This is a genomic window from Empedobacter sp. UBA6745 (assembly GCF_002453775.1).
Classification (GTDB): Bacteria; Bacteroidota; Bacteroidia; order Flavobacteriales; family Weeksellaceae; genus Empedobacter; species Empedobacter falsenii_C.
Genome location: NZ_DKHL01000008.1, coordinates 147,613 through 167,225, shown reverse-complemented (window position 1 = coordinate 167,225; position 19,613 = coordinate 147,613). Strand labels below are relative to the sequence as shown.

The 19,613-nt window shown below is 31.7% G+C and carries 19 protein-coding genes; 4 read left to right on the top strand and 15 right to left on the bottom strand.

Annotated elements, in window-relative coordinates:
- Nucleotides 1-16: 16 nt before the first annotated feature.
- Complete coding sequence (locus B4H69_RS03980) at nt 17-592, bottom strand: DUF3575 domain-containing protein (RefSeq protein WP_038331077.1); 576 nt, start codon at nt 590-592, stop codon at nt 17-19.
- A gap of 100 nt (nt 593-692) precedes the next feature.
- Here B4H69_RS03980 and B4H69_RS03975 point away from each other — a divergent pair, with 100 nt between their 5' ends.
- Entirely contained in the window at nt 693-1,208 is a 516-nt protein-coding gene (locus B4H69_RS03975; protein ID WP_052217481.1) for a hypothetical protein, read from the top strand.
- On the opposite strand, the gene B4H69_RS03970 is transcribed toward B4H69_RS03975, so the two are convergent.
- The 3 genes from B4H69_RS03970 to B4H69_RS03960 all read right to left on the bottom strand — a co-directional run bounded on the left by B4H69_RS03970 (nt 1,180) and on the right by B4H69_RS03960 (nt 3,801).
- Nucleotides 1,180-1,662, bottom strand: a complete 483-nt coding sequence (locus B4H69_RS03970) for a hypothetical protein (protein ID WP_280045503.1) — start codon at nt 1,660-1,662, stop codon at nt 1,180-1,182. The genes B4H69_RS03975 and B4H69_RS03970 overlap by 29 nt on opposite strands.
- A gap of 66 nt (nt 1,663-1,728) precedes the next feature.
- A complete protein-coding gene (locus tag B4H69_RS03965) occupies nt 1,729-2,178 on the bottom strand; it encodes a hypothetical protein (RefSeq protein ID WP_280045504.1) in 450 nt (149 codons plus the stop codon).
- Nucleotides 2,179-2,283: 105 nt separating this feature from the next.
- Nucleotides 2,284-3,801, bottom strand: coding sequence for a Do family serine endopeptidase (locus tag B4H69_RS03960; protein WP_280045505.1), 1,518 nt, complete (start codon nt 3,799-3,801; stop codon nt 2,284-2,286).
- Between the two features lie 161 nt (nt 3,802-3,962).
- On the opposite strand from B4H69_RS03960, the gene dapF reads away from it, so the two are divergent.
- The 3 genes from dapF to B4H69_RS03945 are packed head-to-tail and all read left to right on the top strand — an operon-like array spanning nt 3,963 to nt 7,196.
- Nucleotides 3,963-4,739, top strand: coding sequence for a diaminopimelate epimerase (dapF, locus tag B4H69_RS03955; RefSeq protein ID WP_115001951.1), 777 nt, complete (start codon nt 3,963-3,965; stop codon nt 4,737-4,739).
- Between the two features lie 4 nt (nt 4,740-4,743).
- On the top strand, nt 4,744-5,766 hold the full coding sequence (gene mltG, locus B4H69_RS03950) for an endolytic transglycosylase MltG (RefSeq protein ID WP_114998867.1): 1,023 nt from the start codon (nt 4,744-4,746) through the stop codon (nt 5,764-5,766).
- Between the two features lie 29 nt (nt 5,767-5,795).
- Complete coding sequence (locus B4H69_RS03945; protein ID WP_291092805.1) at nt 5,796-7,196, top strand: FAD-dependent oxidoreductase; 1,401 nt, start codon at nt 5,796-5,798, stop codon at nt 7,194-7,196.
- Nucleotides 7,197-7,236: 40 nt separating this feature from the next.
- Here B4H69_RS03945 and B4H69_RS03940 read toward each other — a convergent pair whose 3' ends face one another.
- The 11 genes from B4H69_RS03940 to panB form a co-directional block, all read right to left on the bottom strand.
- Nucleotides 7,237-9,258 (bottom strand): hypothetical protein, encoded by a 2,022-nt coding sequence (locus B4H69_RS03940; protein WP_038331085.1) that lies wholly within the window; start codon nt 9,256-9,258, stop codon nt 7,237-7,239.
- 93 nt (nt 9,259-9,351) lie between these two features.
- Nucleotides 9,352-12,099, bottom strand: coding sequence for a TonB-dependent receptor (locus tag B4H69_RS03935; RefSeq protein WP_038331086.1), 2,748 nt, complete (start codon nt 12,097-12,099; stop codon nt 9,352-9,354).
- A 96-nt stretch (nt 12,100-12,195) separates the two neighbouring features.
- Nucleotides 12,196-12,972, bottom strand: coding sequence for a GLPGLI family protein (locus B4H69_RS03930; RefSeq protein WP_291092801.1), 777 nt, complete (start codon nt 12,970-12,972; stop codon nt 12,196-12,198).
- A 140-nt stretch (nt 12,973-13,112) separates the two neighbouring features.
- Complete coding sequence (pncA, locus tag B4H69_RS03925) at nt 13,113-13,715, bottom strand: bifunctional nicotinamidase/pyrazinamidase (protein ID WP_280035291.1); 603 nt, start codon at nt 13,713-13,715, stop codon at nt 13,113-13,115.
- 98 nt (nt 13,716-13,813) lie between these two features.
- On the bottom strand, nt 13,814-14,599 hold the full coding sequence (locus B4H69_RS03920; RefSeq protein ID WP_291092799.1) for a GLPGLI family protein: 786 nt from the start codon (nt 14,597-14,599) through the stop codon (nt 13,814-13,816).
- Between the two features lie 70 nt (nt 14,600-14,669).
- Nucleotides 14,670-15,452: a GLPGLI family protein gene (locus tag B4H69_RS03915; RefSeq protein ID WP_291092797.1), complete on the bottom strand. Its 783-nt coding sequence runs from the start codon at nt 15,450-15,452 to the stop codon at nt 14,670-14,672.
- A 107-nt stretch (nt 15,453-15,559) separates the two neighbouring features.
- Nucleotides 15,560-16,552, bottom strand: a complete 993-nt coding sequence (locus B4H69_RS03910) for a glycosyltransferase family 2 protein (RefSeq protein ID WP_291092795.1) — start codon at nt 16,550-16,552, stop codon at nt 15,560-15,562.
- Between the two features lie 12 nt (nt 16,553-16,564).
- Nucleotides 16,565-17,425, bottom strand: a complete 861-nt coding sequence (locus B4H69_RS03905; protein WP_114998882.1) for a lysophospholipid acyltransferase family protein — start codon at nt 17,423-17,425, stop codon at nt 16,565-16,567.
- 24 nt (nt 17,426-17,449) lie between these two features.
- Entirely contained in the window at nt 17,450-18,133 is a 684-nt protein-coding gene (locus B4H69_RS03900) for an RluA family pseudouridine synthase (RefSeq protein WP_114998884.1), read from the bottom strand.
- 57 nt (nt 18,134-18,190) lie between these two features.
- On the bottom strand, nt 18,191-18,550 hold the full coding sequence (locus tag B4H69_RS03895; RefSeq protein ID WP_291092793.1) for a four helix bundle protein: 360 nt from the start codon (nt 18,548-18,550) through the stop codon (nt 18,191-18,193).
- Nucleotides 18,551-18,643: 93 nt separating this feature from the next.
- A complete protein-coding gene (gene panB / locus B4H69_RS03890) occupies nt 18,644-19,459 on the bottom strand; it encodes a 3-methyl-2-oxobutanoate hydroxymethyltransferase (RefSeq protein ID WP_125349417.1) in 816 nt (271 codons plus the stop codon).
- Between the last annotated feature and the right edge of the window lie 154 nt (nt 19,460-19,613).

Here is a 19,613-nt window from a genome sequence, read left to right as displayed (position 1 = left end):
AGAAATCCAACTAATTTTAGTTGGATTTTTTTCGTTTAAATTTATAAGTTAGCATTACACCGCCTTTGTACAGAATCCATTCACCACTTTTGTTAAATGATTTCGCAGAATCATATCTTCCGAAATTAGGAGAGTCTTCTTTATAATAACCTTTGTAATTTCCTTGTGAATGCCCTCCACCAACAAAAACATCTAATCCCCAATGTTCGTTGATCTTAACTTGATAACCAATTGTAGCACCAGTTAAAATTGCTACTCCTCTTTGGTATTTATCAGTGTTCCAATAATTCCATTTTTGAATATCAAAGAAACCGACTCCAATGTTTGGACCTATATAAAATTTACTAAAAGATTTATCAAAGTAATACCTACCTTCACCAAAAGCCATATACATTTGTAAATGATTTCCTGCAAATGATTTCCAAGGAGAGATAAATCCGTCAGCTTGTAAAGTTATTCTATCTGTAAGTGCATGCTCTACACCAAGATTTATCATTGCAAGAGGCATAGTTAAGGCATTTGCTTTGATTTGTGTTTCGCCTTTTTGAGCAAAGATTGTGGCGGGAAATAACAACCAAATTAATTTATTCATTCGTAATTTTTATCAGTTTGCTAGGCTAAGGTAAAAAAAGCAGTTTATTTATATGTTAATTCAAGCTTTTTTATAACTTTACTTAACATTTAAGTACATTATGGCACCAATCATATCAATCCTAATTATATTTTTGATTTTCGGAATTTTTGTTTCGATATTCTTTGTTATTGCCGTATCTGATGCGAAAGTCAGAGAGAAAAATGAACAACATACACTGAAAAGTTTACCAGATCAGGTAGACTTAAAAGCTGTTGTACGTTACAATATTGGACGTCCGCAAGGGAGATTTCTTAAAATGAAATCTTTTCAGGGAAGTGGTGTATTATATGTACAAGGAGATCAATTAATTTTCAAAGATATTTTGGGCAATGAAGATCATATTTTTGATTTGAAAACATGCAAATTATCTTGGGTTGAGAACAAGATTAATGGGATTACAAACGCTTTTAAAGTTGCTGATCACGAAGCAATTATTTTCTTTTATATCGATAAAGGTGTCTTTATTTTTAATGCGATTGAAGAAAATGCGTCGACTTCAGATTTATATATTCGTCTGAAAGAATTGCGTAAAAGTATTAGAAATGCTAAAAAAGCTGAGTCGGCAAGTGAATAGTTAATCCAGCTCGGAAACCGCTCATATCTTTAAAATTCTTATTTTCTCTAAACTCGAAAGAATAACCAGCATTTAACTCTACAATGCTCAAAACTGCAATACCAGCTTTTGGAGTAATTGTCCATGGAGAAACTTCGGCGCGAATAACATAAAAAGCAGAGCTAAAATTTGAACTATAAGGATCACCTGGATTGTTGTGAAAATTGAACATATATCCAGCTCCAACTTCAGGAATTACACGAAATTTATCTTTCATATAACCCAAATTTGCATTGGCGCTAAACGTCAAAATATTGTTGTTATCTTGTACTAAGAACAAATCTGTTCCAACTTTTCCGTAATTTCCATTCCAATATTCATAACCAAGATTAATCGTAAAATAATCGGTTAAGTTTCGTTGTGCTTTCGCTTGAAAACTAATGATAAAAACAAAGATTGCGATGAACTTTTTCATGTGATAAAATTAATGAATTATTTAGTTTTCTTCCAAAAAAATAAATTTTCGTCGTTTTTACTTTCTCTAATTCCAATTGAAAGGAATATTAATTCCAGCAGAAAATTGAAAACCTTTTATCGGTTTGAAATTATCTTTTTCATTAATTTTAAATCCATATCCAATTCCAAAATCGATCAAAGTCATAAATGTTAATCCAACTTTTGGAGTAATGGTATAAGGAGTAAATTCGCTTTCCACAAAAGGAAAAATGTATGATCCACTCGAAGCAAGAAATCCTGTAACGCCAATTTCTGGAATGACATGGAAATTATCTCGCATATAAGCCATGTTGACGTTGGCGTCTATTCGTGGAGTAAGAAATGTGTCCCCTAATCCAAATGTGTAAAACAGACCTAGTTTGGCAAAGTTCCCAGATTGATTAGAATAACTTCCTGAAACGCCAAATAAGTTTTGACTGAATGCAAAAGAGGAGAATAAAAGAATGAAGATTGTACTGATTTTCTTTAAAGTCATACGTTTGGTTTTGAAATTAAACTTAGTGTAAAGATAAATAGCTACAACTTATCTTGTTGTAGCTATTTATAATGATTTATTAAAATTTAAAATCGACTCAAAATTTTAATCCATCGTGAATCCTTTTGTATAGATTCGTCCGTAATAATCTGCAAATTTAATTGATACGCGTCCTTTATAATTTTTTAAGATTTTCTCGATATCGTCTTGTGAACTAACATTTTTATCATTAATCGATAAGATAATAAATTCTTCTTGAACACCTGCTGCAGCTAATTTTCCTGCATTATCAAGATGTTTTACCATCACACCATAATTAATTCCGAAACTATCTTTTTGACGTTCTGTTAATGGCTCAAATTCTGCACCAAGAACTTCAGTTGGCGTTAAGTCAGATTTGCTTCTCACTTTTGTGCTTCCTTTAGCATCTTTCAATGTAATGTTGTACGTTTTCTCAGAGTTTCCACGTCTTACAGTAAGCGCAACATTGTCACCAGGACGTTTGCTGCCTACGATGAATGATAACGATGAGAAAGATGTAATTGGTTTTCCATCTACAGCTGTAATGATGTCGCCTTCTTCGATTCCAGAATCAATTGCAGATCCTTTCGCAACCAATTCAGTTACCATTACTCCATTATCGGTTTTAATATTTTTCTTGAATTGTTTGTTGTATTGTTTTACAGCATCTTCATTCGATAAGTCAAAACCTTTGATACCTAAATATCCACGTTGTACAATTCCGTATGATTTGATATCCTCCACAACTTTTTTCACCAAGTTTGCAGGAACAGCAAATCCATAACCAGAATAAGCTCCTGTTGGCGAAGAAATAGCTGTATTGATACCAATTAAATCTCCGTTAGCATTCACCAAAGCACCACCAGAGTTTCCTGGATTAATCGCTGCATCGGTTTGAATAAACGATTCGATTGGTGATTCAGAGTTTTTACCTAAAATATTAATGCTACGACCTTTTGCCGAAACAATACCAGCTGTAACAGTAGAAGTCAGTCCGAATGGATTACCAACTGCTAAAACCCAATCTCCAACATTAATGGCATCAGAATCGACAAATTTTGTGAATGGTAAACCTTTTTCACTAATTTTCAATAAGGCAATATCTGTACTTGGATCAGTTCCAACTAATTCAGCAATATAACTTTTTTGATTATTCAATGTCACCTCAATTTTAGAAGCACCTTGTATCACGTGATTATTTGTAACTATATATCCATCTTGAGAAATAATTACACCAGAACCCATTCCAGATGGTTGATCTTGATCTGGTTGCTGTTGTTGTCTTCCTCTTTGTTGTTGCTCTGGTTGACCAAAAAAGAAATCAAAAGGATCGAACATTTGTTGCTGTTGTTGCTGTCTTTGATTCGAATAATTTTTGATACTCACAACCGTATGTACTGCTTTGTTAGAAGCCTGTACAAAGTTTGGTGCATCATACCCATAATTTCCTTTATAATTTACAAACTCAAAGTCTCCGTTTTTCTGATTACTCGCATTTGTAATAAATGGATTACTTCCACTTTCGTTCATCAAATAAAAACCTCCCATAGTTGTCATAGAGCTCACTAATCCAACTAATAAGTATCCTGTATATTTTTTCATCTTTATTATATAAGTTTTTAATGTTTTAGATTAAATCAAATTTAAGACCAAAATTTTAACATTTCAAACCGTTTAACGCATGTTAACACTATATTATAAATCTTTTATAACATTAGTTAAGAGTGACAAAAATGTCTTTACTTTGTTTAAAATTAAAGAAGTTGAAATTAAAATTTTATAAATATCAAGGAGCTGGGAATGACTTTGTCATGATTGATGATCGAGAAAAAACGTTTCCAATCTCTACAGAATTGATTAATAGGCTATGTGATCGTAATTTTGGGATAGGAGCTGATGGTTTGATTTTGTTACAAAATGATGAAAATTCAGACTTCAGAATGGTGTATTTCAATTCGGATGGAAATGAAAGTACAATGTGCGGAAACGGAGGACGTTGTATTATTCGATTTGCAAATGATTTGGATGTTGCCAATGACAAAATGACATTTAATGCGATTGATGGTTTGCATCATGGGATAGTAGATCAAGAAGTTATTCGTTTACAGATGATTGATGTAAATGAAGTGGAAGATCACGACAAATATTTGTTTATGAACACAGGTTCGCCGCATCACGTAGAATTTGTGGAGAATGTAAAAGATATTAATGTTTACAAAAAAGGAAAAGCAATTCGTAACGGTGCGCCTTATTTTGAGAAAGGTTCTAACGTAAATTTTGTTGAAGTTATGCCAGATAATAGTCTTACAATTCGTACTTATGAGCGTGGAGTAGAGGACGAAACTTTAGCTTGCGGAACAGGAATTACGGCTGCAGCGATTTCTGCTTATGTCAAAAATTTGGTAGACAAAAAAGATATCAAAGTAAAAGCGATGGGTGGAGATTTATCTGTAAATTTTGAGGAAAATAATCATAACTTTGTCAATGTTTGGTTAAATGGACCAGCAGTAAAAGTTTTTGAAGGTGAAATTGAAATTTAATTCAATGAAAAAATTAAATTTAGTATTAATATTAATCTGTTCATTCGCATTTGTAGGATGTACATTTATAGATGGTTTCAAAGGGAATGCAACCAAAGATGGTTATATCTATATTTCTCGTGGAGCTAAATTTGAACAAGTTTTAGATTCTTTAAAACCATTTTTGAAGGATGAAAAATTGTTCAAACAATATGCAGAAGATGCAGATTATCCAGCAACGATAAAATCTGGAAAATATAAAATCTCAAGCTCAGATTCTAACCGCGATATTATTGATCGTTTGCAAGGAGGAGAGCAAGAAGAAGTGAAGCTTCGTATCAAAAATGAACCGACAATTTATCATTTAGCAGGATCAGTTTCCAAGCAAATTGATATGGATTCTATCGAAGTTTTGACGGCTATTCGCGATTTTGTGAAAGAAAAAAACGATACAACGTTAAACGACGAAACAGTTAAGCAATATTTTATTCCAGAAACGTATTTCGTATATTGGGGATTAACACCAGAAAAGTTTGTGGACAAAATGGTGGCACAACACGACAAAGTGTGGAATGCAGATCGCTTGGCAAAAGCAAAAGCGCTCAACATGACACCTTTGCAAGTGACAACTTTGGCGTCTATTGTGCAATTGGAATCGTCTGATAATATGGATGAACAACAAAAAGTTGCACGTGCATATATGAATCGTTTGGCGAAAGATATGCGTTTAGAGGCCGATCCAACTTCTATTTATGCGTACAAAATGGAAAATGGTTGGGATCAAAAAGTACAACGTGTGTACAAAAAATGGACGTGGTCTTCGAATGCATACAACACTTATCGTAACAAAGGTTTACCGCCAGCACCAATTTGTTTACCAAATTTAGGAGCAATTGATGCGGTTTTATCACCAGCAAATCACGATTTTATTTTCTTTGTTGCAGATCCTAAAAAACCAGGTTACCACATTTATACCAATGATTATCAGGAACATTTGAAAAATGCTGAGAATTATAGAAACTGGTTAAAAGAGAATAATATCAAATAGTTGTATCTTTAGCTAAACCAATTTTAGCGATGAAACAACCAAATTATACAAAAAGAGAATTCCTAAAACTACTTGGTACAGGTAGTTTAGGGATTTTTTTTATGTCTTTTTATTCGTTTGATGATTTTTTGGATGATGATTTAATAATCTTGACAAAAGATGATGAAAAGTATAATCAATACAGAAAATCATTCAATAAAAGAATTGAGAAATTTCCTAAGATTATAGCAGTTTGTAAATCAGAAACTGGAATAAAAAAAGCAATTGCATTAGCAAACGAAAAGAAACTAAAAATTGCAATTCGAAGTGGAGGGCATAGTTTTGAAGGTTTTTCGAATGTTGATAACGGATTGTTGATTCATCTTGGATTGATGAACAAAATTACGTGGTTGCAAGAGAATAAAGTAAAATTACAACCAGCTTGTTTGTTGCAAGAAATTTATGCGAATTTTTTACCTAAGAAAAGAATTATTCCAGCTGGATCATGTGGAACTGTGGCTATTGGTGGTTTGACTTTGGGCGGTGGCTATGGTTTTTTTAGCCGAAAATATGGGTTGACCTGTGATAATCTGCTTCGTGTAAAAATGATCGATTACAAAGGAAATACAATCGACTCTGATAAAGATCCCGATTTACTTTGGGCGTGTAAAGGCGGCGGAAATGGAAATTTTGGCGTTGTAACGGAATTACATTTCAAAACTTATCCAGTCCCACAATCTTTCAGCGGATATCGTATGAAGTTTACAAATCTAACATCAGATAAATTTGTCAAATTAATTCGACTTTGGTTCCAAGCAACGGAAAAATTACCTAAAGAAGCTTTTTCTGCTTTTGTGTTGAATGGAAAGTTTTTGACCATTTTATTTACCAATTTTGCAGTAAATCAAACAGATTTTGAGAAAATATTTTCGAGTTTAATTCCATTATCGAATGATTATAAACCGATGAAAAATAGAAATCTGGCTGCTGCGCTCAAAAATTATTATGGCGTAACAGAGCCGATTTATTTCAAAAATTCTTCTGCTGGTTTGTACACAGGAATTGAAGATATTGAGAAAGGTTTGGAAGATATTTTTGCAAAAGTTGTCGCTTCTAAAGGAATGATTTATCAGATAAATACTTTGGGTGGAAAAATCAATGAAGTCAAAGCTTCAGATTCTGCTTATCCACATCGCGATATTAATTATTTGAGCGAGTTACAAGCGTATTGGGATTTGCCTTCGCAAGAAGAAAAGTTGACAAAATCATTTGAAGAAATACAACAATTATTAAGAAATATTGGGAATATAAAACAATACCGAAATTACCCGGATATTAATTTTCCTGATGCAAATAATGCTTATTTCGGAAATAATTTGGTTCGTTTGCAAAAGTTGAAAAAGAAATATGATCCAAATAATTTGTTTGATTATCCACAAGTGATTAAATAAAAAAACTCCTGAAAATTATTTTTCAGGAGTTTTTGATTGATTATTTGAAAGCTTTTTTCATCTTAAATTTTAGCATATTCATTAATCCTGATTCGATAATATCAATACCTAAACCGTAATTACTATCTGCAATTGTGTAATGATTATTTCGGAATTCCTCGAAATTTTCCATCGTAATTTCATGATTTGTCGAAGGATTGTATTCAATGTAAGCACTTCCTCCACTTGCTGTAATTTTCTTTCTACTTGAGTAGGTGAAATATTTATCATTAATCGTCGATTCTTGAATCGTATACTTTTCTTTTGTATCAATTTTTTGATCGGTTGATAAGTTGATTTCATACTTTTCACTATCGAAATTATGCCAAAAACTTGCGTCTTCGTGAATAAAATCTCTCACATTATTCTTCGGGATATTTCGATCAAAGAACATCAAGAAGCGTTCATTTGTCACTTTATCTTTAAAATATGGATTCTCGATTCGTGCTTTATATTTTATCGTTAATTCGTTCAGCTTTTTATCATCCGAAACAATTTCAATAGAAGTGTCTTTAAAAATTTCTCTCAAATCCATTTCAGGGCGATCTGCACTATAATTTAACGCATAATAAAAGAAACTATTCCAACTATCAATAATTTCTCGCTTGTTGGTATTCTTGAAATATCGGCGCATATTATTTGCACGATTGTAACGATAAATCGATTCAGATTCTAAATAACCTTCGTTTCCTTTTGCCGCTACACTGACTTTTTCATCTATACAAAACTTAGGAAATTTGTAAGGTTCGCGAATTTGTAAGGTCTGATTTGGTTTAATTTCTAAATAATGCGCAAAATAAATAAAGCTTCTATTTTCTAAGTAACCATACTCATTACGCATTGTTGCATCAACGTAATATGTCTCATTATTATGTTTCACTTTTACAATCACATGATTGAAAGCCAACAACGATGGGAGATAATATTTGAAATAGAAATCAGTATTATAATTCAGTAAAATGATTGAAGATTCTAATCCTAGATAATCAAAAATAACTTTCAATAAAATAGATTTTGCCTTGCAATCTCCTTGTTTATTCGCATAAGTTACTTCTGCTTCTTGAGGTTTGTGACCGCTCATTTCATCAGCATTGTAGATATAATAAATATGGTTTTGAACATATTCTATCGCATATTCAATTTTATCTTCGATGTCAGAAAATTCATTTAATTTCTCAATCAGATTTGGTGCGAAACTTTCAAGATTTGCTTTGTTAAGCACTTCTTCGTAATAAGGCGAAATAAAGTTTGAAAGCTTTTCCCAGGTGCTTTTTGTTGCAAAATCGATGTAAGGAAAAATCTCGCGATTTGGATCTGTTGGATTAAGATAATTTACTAACTCAAAAACGAAAGAACCGCCAGAAGGAATTGTTCCTGTTTCTGCTTCGATTACATTTCCATTTTCGTCACGGAAGAAGTTTTTCTTGTAAACAAATTCATCATCACGCTCATTGATTAATTCGAACGTATAATTTCCATATGCCCAATACGAATCAGGGCTAACCCATAAATAACGGCTGTATTCTTTGCGGACAAAATCTTTGTCAGTAAATATTTTTTCTCTTGCATCTTCCAATACAAGAATATCATATAAACGCAAATCTTTGATCGAAATATTAATTTTTTTGCTTTTGTTGATTACGCCAGAACCGCTATCATTTTCGTTATCCAAAACTTTTATAGTGATATCTGCTAATTTATTAATTAATTCTCCATCACGAATCACAGAAATTCTATGAATCAAATAAATTTCGTTTTCTTCGACAATTGTATCGAATGTAGAAGCTTTTTCTAAATTTGCAGGATCAGTTAAGGTGTAAGACATGTTAACATACTCGATATGTTTTTCACGTGTTACATAAAATTTTTTGTCCAAAAAGTAACAATAATCTCGTCCTTCATCTAAAATATTTTTCGAGAAATCAGTTTCTTTAGAAAGTTCAATAATTTGTTCGTCTGTTAAACTCTTTGTCCAATTTTCTGGTTGAATAATTTTATAAATTTCGGTAGTATGGTTTTCCATCTATTTATTTTTAGTTGATTAGATTAAAAGTACAAAAATTATTTATAAAAAAACGCGTCTACTTTGTAGACGCGTTCAGATAAATTTTATGATTTAGAACTTATATCGTAAACTCACGATAAAATATCTTCCCAAAACATTTTTAGTTGTAGTTTCAATATAGTTATTACTAAATCCATTCGAAACAATTACGTTGTTTCCTAATAAGTTTCCACCTGTAAGAGTTAAATAAGTTTTCTTCGCAATATTATATCGTGCAGAAGCATTCCACTCTTTTGCTGTGTTTATTTCTACTCCATCACGGTATTGTAAACGATAAGAGAAATCGGTCTGAATTAATAATTTACTTGTAGCGGACCAAGCGGCTTCCCCATATGGACGCCAGTTCGTAAATTTCTGTTCAGATAATGATTGATATTTACTAAGGTTTAAATTAACCCCAGCCTTCAATTCAAATTTCTTTTTGAATGTAAATGAGTTCTCTAAATTATAAGTTTGATTAAAACTTTTATTGTTAACATCCTTCAAATCATCATTTTTAACAACTCCATTTTCATATTCAATATTTCGTGTAATGGTATAATAATTAGAAGTAGAAATATTTCCTGTTAATCGTGCATTGTACCATTTAGCAAAACGTTTTCCAATCATGAAATATCCTGAATAAGTTTCTTGGTTACTACCAGAATTAATCAAGGTATTGAACTGATAGTTATTTACAATTGTATCGTTTCCAGAGATGATAAAATCACGGTTTAAAACAGATTGTGTTTGTATACTTTTTTCTTGTAACGTATAACTCAAATTCGCAAAAATATTAAAGAATGTGAACGAGTTAAAATGACTAAAATTAAGACTTGCTGTATGTGTCAAAGCTTGTCTTAAGTTTCTATTTCCATAGAAAATCGATTGATAACTTTGAATGGTATACGAGTCATTAAAATCTTTTGTGTACGGATAGCTATAGTTTTGTGTATAACTTGCGCGAACATTTGTTGCATTGTTGAACTTGTATTGCAAATTCAGGTGAGGTAAAAATTTCGTTTCCGAACGATTTAGTTTTTCACCATCTTGGTATTTCGATTTTTCATTAAAGAATGAAACTCCAGCTCCCGCATCTACTTGAAAGTTTCCTAGTTTCTTTGTCAACGTTACATCAGCAAAGGTCTCGTTGTAATCTAAATCTGTATTACTAATTAATGAATTATCATTCATTAATTTTTGAAAATCATAGATTTTATTCTCAAAATCTTGCGTACTAAAATTTGTTCCAACTTTTACTTTAAGGTTAGATGTATTTGTCAACAAGTGATTGTAGATTCCATATAATTGAACAGTATTCAAAACAAAGTTTTGATCTTGATTGATATTATATTGATTATTTACTTGAGATAAATTTTTGAACAAATTAAAAGATGAGAACGGATTTGCTGTTGATAAAACATTGTAATCTGGCGTATCTTTTTGATATTGATGACGGAAATATAAACCAACATTATCATCGCGTCCAACTTTACGGATGTAAGATAAAGTTTGTGATAAAGAGTAATTCTTCTGTTCAGAATTTACATTTCTAAAGCTATTTTTTTGATCGTTATAATAGCTATCAACCAATTGCTCGTTTTCGCTATCCAAATAATTAAAATTTAAGCGATATTTAATTTGTCCTTTATCATTCGGATTATAATCTAAACGCAAACGCGACATTCCCATCAAAATATTGCTCTTATTTTGTTCCTGATCGACGGTTGTATAAGGTGTTTCGATGTTATTATAATAACGTTCTGATTTAGAATTGTAACGAATATTATTGGTGTTAAGTAAACCAAAACCAGAGATTTTTAATTTCTTATTTGGTTCAACACCAAAATGCACAGCACCATTATAGGTATTCATACTCGGCGCATCATTTTTTGTCATCAGGTTTAGATTGTTCGAATTTCCTCTTAATGAATAAATACTTCCTTCAGAATTAAATTCAGAATATCCACCAAAGAAGCTCATATAATCATCTTGATCAAAAACTTGTTTTCCGAATGTATTAAAATCATTGATTAAAGTTCCGTCCGTTTTTTCTGAGAAATAGAAAATTTTTGCTTGCGCATCTGTATGTTTGTCCGCATCTCCACCTAACGTCACATTACCAAATGCAAGACGTTTCATATCATCTTTTAGTTCGATGTTTAACGAGAATTGTTCGTCATCTTCTTGTAATGAAGAAGCAAAAGGATTTGATTTGAACTTTGTATTTAATTGAATTTTAGAAACCGCATCCGAAGGTAAATTTTTGTTCAATAATTTTTCGTTACCACCCAAAACTTCACGTCCACCAACTGTTACTTGCGACATAGGTTTACCTTTGTACATTACCTTTCCATTTTGAACTTCAATTCCAGGTAATTTTTTAAGAATATCTTCTAATGTTTCCTCATTTCCAACTTTGAAAGAATCTGCATCAAACTCAATTGTATCACCTTTTACTTTGATTGCTTGTTGAGCTTTTACAATTGTTTCTTTTAAAGAAATTTCTTTTCCTTGTTTAAGCTTTATTTTTTTGTTGACATTTTCAGTCAAATCAACATTTTCTACATATGTTTCGTAACCAGCTTGCTCAATTTCGATATCATATTTTTGTCCACATGGCAATTTGAATTCAAATTCACCCATGTTACTTGTAAAAACAAAACCTTTTCCTTCGTTTTTACTATCAAAAATAGAGACAGAAGCATCTGTAACAGGAATTCCAGCATCATTTGCAACAGATCCTTTCAATTTACATTCTTGTGCAAATGAGATTTGAGCAGCAGAAGTAAATAAAATTAGATAGAGTAATTTCTTCATATGTATTTTTTAGTTGATGACTCAAAATAGAGTTTTTTGTAAAACACATCTATTTATGTGTTAGAAACAGATGTGTTTTATATTTTGTTTAATGAATTATTGGGTGTCTACACCGCTATTCATCATTTCTTTCATCTTTTTCTGCATATCTTCCATAATTTTCATGAATTGATTATGCGTTACAGTTTCACCTTTTGTAGGAATGTTAACTTTTAATTCTTTATCCGAAAGTTTTAATTCTTTTAATGTGAAAATCATTGTTGTTCCTTGGTAATCAAATTGAGCTTTTATAATCAAACCTGGCAATCCAGCTAAAGAAGTTGGTCCATCTTTTATTGGAATTTCTGGCGCAAACCAAGCTGTTACTGGAATAGAATCCATCATAACGCCTTCTGCTTTTGTTGCTTTGTATCCTGCAATATCAGTTTTCTCACGAGAAATTTTCCATTTGTAATCAGGAATTTGGTCTTTAATCAAATATTGTTTTGCCCCCATATCAACTTCTTTGTAATACAAATTTGGAGTTACTGTAAAGTCTTTATAAGTTGGTTTATTATCGAATGATGCCATTTGTTGAGCAATCATTCCTCCTTGAGATTGAGCATTTCCTACTTTTTGTTCTAATACAAAAGTTGATTGTTTTGAATTACTTTTTAAGAAATAGTTCATGAAAACACCAGCATCAATTTCAGCTTTCAACATTGGACCAACTTGTGAGCGATATTGTTGAGGAACTTGTGCCATTGTTTTGTCATAATCCAATTTCATTTCGCAAACATAAGTTGCATCGATATTTTGTGTTTTATTGTCTTGTGCGATAGAAACTGTAGTTGCGATAATTCCTAAGGCAAATGTTAAGATTGCTTTTTTCATAATTGTTGTATTTGTCTAATTAGTCTGCTTTTGTAGACTAATGTTACAGATAATTTTTGAATTTATTTAAAAAATAAAATGTCATTCAAAAAGTTAAGGATTTTCAAATGACATTTTTATCTAGCGATTTATTGATAATATTATAATAAATACGTCGAGACATTTCCTCCTTTTTTGATAAAATCTTCTTTCAATTCATCAAAAAGTTCTTGGTTAATAGCCTTTGTTGTTCCTTCTAAAATATATGTTGTATATCCCAATGCTAAAGCATCTTTTGCTGTGTAATATACACAATAATCTGCTGCTAAGCCGCAAATGTATACACTCGTTATATTATGATCTTTTAAGAATCCATTTAGCCCTGTTGGATTCTTTTTATTCACATCAAAAAAAGCACTATACGAATCAACTTCTGGATTCATACCTTTTCGGATGATTGCACTTATTTTATTTTGCTTGATATCTTTGTGTATTTCAGCTCCTTTAGTGCCTTGTACACAATGATCTGGCCACAAAACTTGACGATTTCCACCTAATTCGATTACATCAAAAGGTTGTTTATCTGTGTGTTGAGAAGCAAAACTTTTGTGATTTGCCGGATGCCAATCTTGTGTTGCCACAACAACATCATACTTTTCTTGCAATTTATTTATGCGTTCGATAATTTTATCTCCATCATTCACAGCCAACGAACCTCCTGGTAAAAAATCGTACTGCATATCTACGATGATTAAAGCTTTCATAGTATTTTATTTCTTAAGATTAATTTAGAATTAAATATAAGTTTTATAATATGAAATTGAACCAATTTTTATGAAAATTAATCGAATTTTAAGAAACCTTAATCTCGTTTATTTACGCCAGAATTTCTCATTTCTTCGAAACGTGAGCGTTGTTCTTGCATCAATTTATCAAATTCTGTTTGCGAAATAGCACCTTTATCTTTTGGTTTTTCGATTGGTTTTGTATTTGTTGATGTTTTGATATCTGTCAAAGAAATAATTTTAGAACCTTTAAACATTCCTCTGTTAATCTCTGTTTGTACTTCTGCGATTAAACCTGGTAATCCCCAATAATTTTCTGGACCAGTTTTATATTTCAACGTTGGAATGTACCAAACTGTTGTTTGAACACTATCAATAATAGCAGTTGCTTTTTTGGCTTCGTTGCCTAAGATTGTTTTTGTTTCTCGTGTTAATTTCCAATCATAATTTTGCAAAGAATCTTTTACAACATAGTTTTTTCCCATCATGCTTTGCTCTTTTAATAGCAAATGATTTGTACTATTTTTATAAATATTATCTCCATTCATCGACATCATTCGCATCCCGCCACCACGTGGACCTCGTAATCCTTGACTTTGATCATTTGATATTTTTTCAACCATTTTATACAAGGATTCGTCTCCCAAAATAGTCAACTTAGCTTCTTGCGGCTCTTGAATATTTTTCTTGAATTGCTCTTGCATTTCTTTTGGCATCGTACGTCCATTGCCACCTCCCGGAGGTTGAAACGTAAAATCGTCTGGCAAAATAATACGCGTTGTGTACGAAATTTCTACTTTTTCTTGTTGCGCAAATGCAGAAAAACTAAATAGTAAAATAAAAACTGAAATTATTTTTTTCATTTTAAATATGCTTATAGCTTTTAGACAAGAAATTGTATGAAATGTTTAATGAAGGATGAAAATATTTTCTTTAATCCTTACTTACTCCTTCAGAGCTCATCTGTTTTAGCCTTTCCATTGCTTTTTCATTCAACGCTTTATATTCTTCGTTGGTGATTGTATTTTTATCTTTTGGCTTTTCAATTGGTTTTAGATTTGGCACTTCTTTGACTTCTGTTGCACGAATAGTACTACTTTCGATTCCTTTATTTTTTGAGTTTTTAATTTCTACTTCTAATATCAAGCCTGGCAAACCATTGTAAATTCCAGGTCCATCTTTTATCGCAATACTTGGAGCATACCACGCAGTTACAGTTGTTGTGCTATCCACAATAGCAGTTGCTTTTTTGACATTAAAACCAATTAATTTTTTTGTTTCGCGTGTTAATTGCCATTTGTATTCGGTTAATTTATCTTTTATTGTATAAGTTTTGTCAAATGATTTTACACTTTTCAAATAATCTTTTGTAGTTAAATTTTTGAATAAACCATTTCCTGAATCTCCAAAACTCATCGAAACTCTCATTCCATTTCCTCCTTGTTGATTATCTATTTTTTCAACTTTATTGTAAGACGATTCGTTTTCATTGATTGTTAAGATAAAATCTTTTGGTTCTTGCATATTCTTAATCATGTCATTGTAGACATCAGTCGGAATTTGGCTTTCTTTACCATTTGTAGAAAATTTTACAGAACCTTTAAATTCTTCTGCATTTACTTTTACAATTTCTTGATAATTCACTTCAAGTTTTTGTGCAAAAGACGAAGTTGTAAGTAGAACGCAATATGTAAATAATGTAAATAATTTTTTCATTGTAGTTTGATTTGTTGTACAATGATAGTAATATTTTTATATTCTACAATAATAGAATTAAAAAAATTATAGAAATTTTAAGAAATGATTTAATATTTGATGACTGATTATTTCAAATCCTTAAAGTATTGACGTTTTTTGATAAAATACTGAAAAGGCAATAATTCTTTATCAGAATAGTTTTTAATTTGATGCTTTTGACGTTTTTTATACATTTTTATAAAGCCAAAATAAAAATGCATATGCGATAAGAAAACGGCCCAAACATGTGGAAGTCCTTGTTTTGGTAAAAAGGCAACAGCGGCAATTCCATCCATGGAAAGACGTGTGAAAAGCATTGGAAAAAGTTTGTTTGCAGGTAGATTTTTAAGCATCATCCACAAACTATTTCGGTAATTTAGATACCATTTTTTTGGATTGGCTTTATCCAAAGTTGCACCGCCCAAATGATAAACAGTCGATTCTCCACAATAATAAATTTTTCGTCCAGTATTGTTTAATCGCCAACACAAGTCGATTTCTTCCATGTGTGCAAAGAATTCTTCGTCAAAACCATTTTGTTCAAAGAAATCTTTTTTTCGAATAAATAAGCTTGCGCCAGTTGCCCAAAAAATTTGTGTGGTGTCGTTGTATTGCCCATTGTCTTTTTCTAAAGTTGAAAAAACACGTCCTCGACAAAATGGATAACCAAATTTATCAATGAAACCTCCTCCAGCACCGGCATATTCAAAATACTCTTTGTTTTTGTAGTCTAATATTTTGGGTTGAATTGCGGCGATGTCAAGATTGTTGTCAAACAATTTTTCAATTGGTTCTATCCAATTTTCAGTTACTTCGACATCCGAATTTAATAAACAGAAATATTCTGCATCAATTTCTTTTAAACCTTCGTTATAGCCTTGTGCAAAGCCATAATTTCCCTTGTTCTGAATGATTTTGACAGAAGGGAATTGAGTTGTCAACAATTCGATTGAGTTGTCAGTCGACGCATTATCAATTACATAAATTGTTGCGTTTTTAGAATTGTTAATAACCGAAGGTAAAAATTGAGGCAATAATTTTTCGCCATTCCAATTTAGGATTGCAATTGCTGTTTTCATGAATATTTAAAATTACAAATCGGCATATTTCCAACGTTTGTGGCTCCAAAGCCAATTATCTGGATGTTGTTGAATGGTTTGTTCTAAATGATGAAAAAATTGATGAACAATTTCATTTTCTTCAAATTTTTCTTGTTGAGGTTGTAGTCGAATAAAAGTTGTGTGATAATGACCGCGTTTTATCTTTTCGGTTTGACAAAAGACAACAGCCATATCTTTGCGGCGTGCAATTTTATCAAAACCATTAAAAACAGGCGTTCTCTGATTGAGGAAATCAATAAAATAATGAACTGCTGATTGTTTTGGACTTTGATCTGCGACAAATAAATAGGCTAACTCTCCATCATTTGGAGCTTTCATCATAAAACGCAACACATCTTTCATATCCAAGGCTTTTGTCCCGAAACGCCCACGCATAGCGTTGATTTTATCGTTCCAAAAAGGATTTCGAATTTTATGATAAACAGCTGCACTTTCTTTTGTTGGTAAATGTTTCACCGTTCCAATAAACCATTCCCAGTTAAAAATATGCCCACACATCATCATGACATCTCGTTTTTCAGTTTTTATTTCATTAAAAACGTCGAGATTAGAATATGTAAATCGTTTGTCCAATTCTTCTTGAGAAATAGAAAAACTTTTTAAAGTTTCGACCAAATAATCACAAAAATTAGCATAAAATTTCTTGTGGATTGCTTTGATTTCTTCCTGAGATTTTTCAGGAAAAGAGTTTTCTAAATTTGTTCTAATGACACGTCTTCTATAACCAATAACCGTGTACAGCAGAAAGAACAGAAAGTCCGAAAATCTGTATAAAACCGAAAGAGGTAAACGTGAGATTTGATAAATTATGAAATAAAAAATGCTGTTCATTTGACAAACAAATAAGCGACAAATTTACGAATTAAATTTGTTCGTTGCTTGCCAAATTGCATCTTTCGGAACTGGAGCTACAATTGTCATTTCTTCTTTTTTGACAGGATGTTCAAATGTAATGCGATGAGCGTGCAAACAAATGCTTCCGTCAGGATTAGAACGTTTAGCGCCGTATTTCAAATCGCCTTTGATAGGAGAACCAACAGAAGAAAGTTGCGCGCGAATTTGATGTGAACGACCTGTAAATAACTTCACTTCGACACAATGAAAAGAATCTAAAGCGCCTAAATAAGTGTATTCTAAAATTGCTTTTTTTGCATCAGCAGTAGGTTTAGAATAAACTGTTGTTTTATTATTTTTAGGATTTTTCTTTAGATAATGTTCTAAACGTTCAAAATCTTTTGGCGGTTTGCTTTGTACAATAGCACGGTAAACTTTGTCAATATTTCGTTTCTGAAACATTTCGTTCATTCGTGTTAAAGCTTTCGAAGTTTTAGCAAAAATCAACACACCAGAAGTTGGACGATCCAAGCGATGCACCAACCCTAAGAAAACATTTCCAGGTTTGTTATCGCGTTCTTTTATATAGTCCTTTAGACTATCGATAAGTGGAATGTCGCCTGTTTCGTCTCCTTGTGCTAATTCACCCGCTTTTTTGTTGATGATTAACAAATGATTATCTTCGAATAAAATTTCTGGATTCATGTTATTGAGAATAAGGTTAAGACTTAGGAAAAGTCAACCTAATTAATTAGAGTTTATTTAATTTTTTAAAGCTTTTTTGAGTTTATTAATCTCAAAAATTGTAGAATTTAATTCTTCAAGAAGAAGATTTATTGTGTTTTCGTTAAAATATCCAACTTTCTGTCCATAATACAAATGAGATTTTGTTTCGAAAGCCGAACCTTTTGCGATTTCATAATATTTAACTTTATCATTAATACTAGATTTGCCAAAACCTTCAGCAATATTTGCTGAAATACTTTCTGCAGAACGTCTTATTTGTGATGTTAACCCATAATCTTCTGTTCGAGGTAAATTTGAACTTAACTCAAAAACTTGAACAGCGATATTCATTGCTTTTATCCAAATTGGCATTTCTGTGAAATCGTGATAAGGCATGTGGTAAGTTTAAGGTTTAGACTAAGATTAAGTTTAGAAAGAGGTTAAGATTGAGTTTTGTCTTTTCCTCAATCTCAACCTTAACCTTAATTTCTAATATTGTTCATTCGCATTTGGAAAGTCGCCCGATTTTACATCCGCAACATATTGTCCAATTGCTTGGTGAATTTGATCTTCTAAGTTTAAATATTTACGAACAAATTTTGGTTTGAATTCGTTGTTTAATCCCAACATATCATGTACAACTAAAACTTGTCCGTCGCAACCAGCTCCTGCTCCAATTCCAATTGTAGGGATATTAACAGAGGCTGTTACTTTAGCAGCTAAATCAGCTGGGATTTTCTCCATTACTAATGAAAAACATCCTAATTCTTCTAATAATTTAGCATCGCTAATTAATTTTTCTGCTTCTGCATCTTCCTTTGCACGCACTTTATATGAACCAAATTGATAGATAGACTGAGGAGTTAAACCTAAGTGTCCCATAACAGGAATACCAGCATTTACGATACGACGAATAGATTCTTCGATTTCTTTCCCTCCTTCTAATTTGATTGCATGTGCACCAGATTCTTTCATGATTCGAACTGAAGATTCTAAAGCTTTTTGTGGGTCAGATTGATAAGTACCAAAAGGTAAATCAACTACAACTAAAGCGCGTTTTGCTCCACGAACGACACATTGTGCATGGTATATCATTTGATCCAAAGTAATTGGCAAAGTAGTTTCGTGACCAGCCATTACATTAGCCGCAGAATCACCAACTAAAATAACTTCAGTTCCAGCCGCATCTACAAGCGAAGCGATTGTAAAATCGTAAGCCGTTAACATCGAAATTTTTTCTCCGGTAAATTTCATGTTACGCACAGTTTCGGTAGTGATACGTTTGATTTCTTTATTTACAGACATTACGTTTATATTTTTAACTTTTGTAAAGTTAATTTGAATATTAAAACAGAACTAATTTTGACTGATATTTTTTCCAGTTTGACAAATGAAGAACAAGATAAACGGTTCGTTGAAAATGAAATAACAATTTTTACAATTTTATAAACGTAAATAT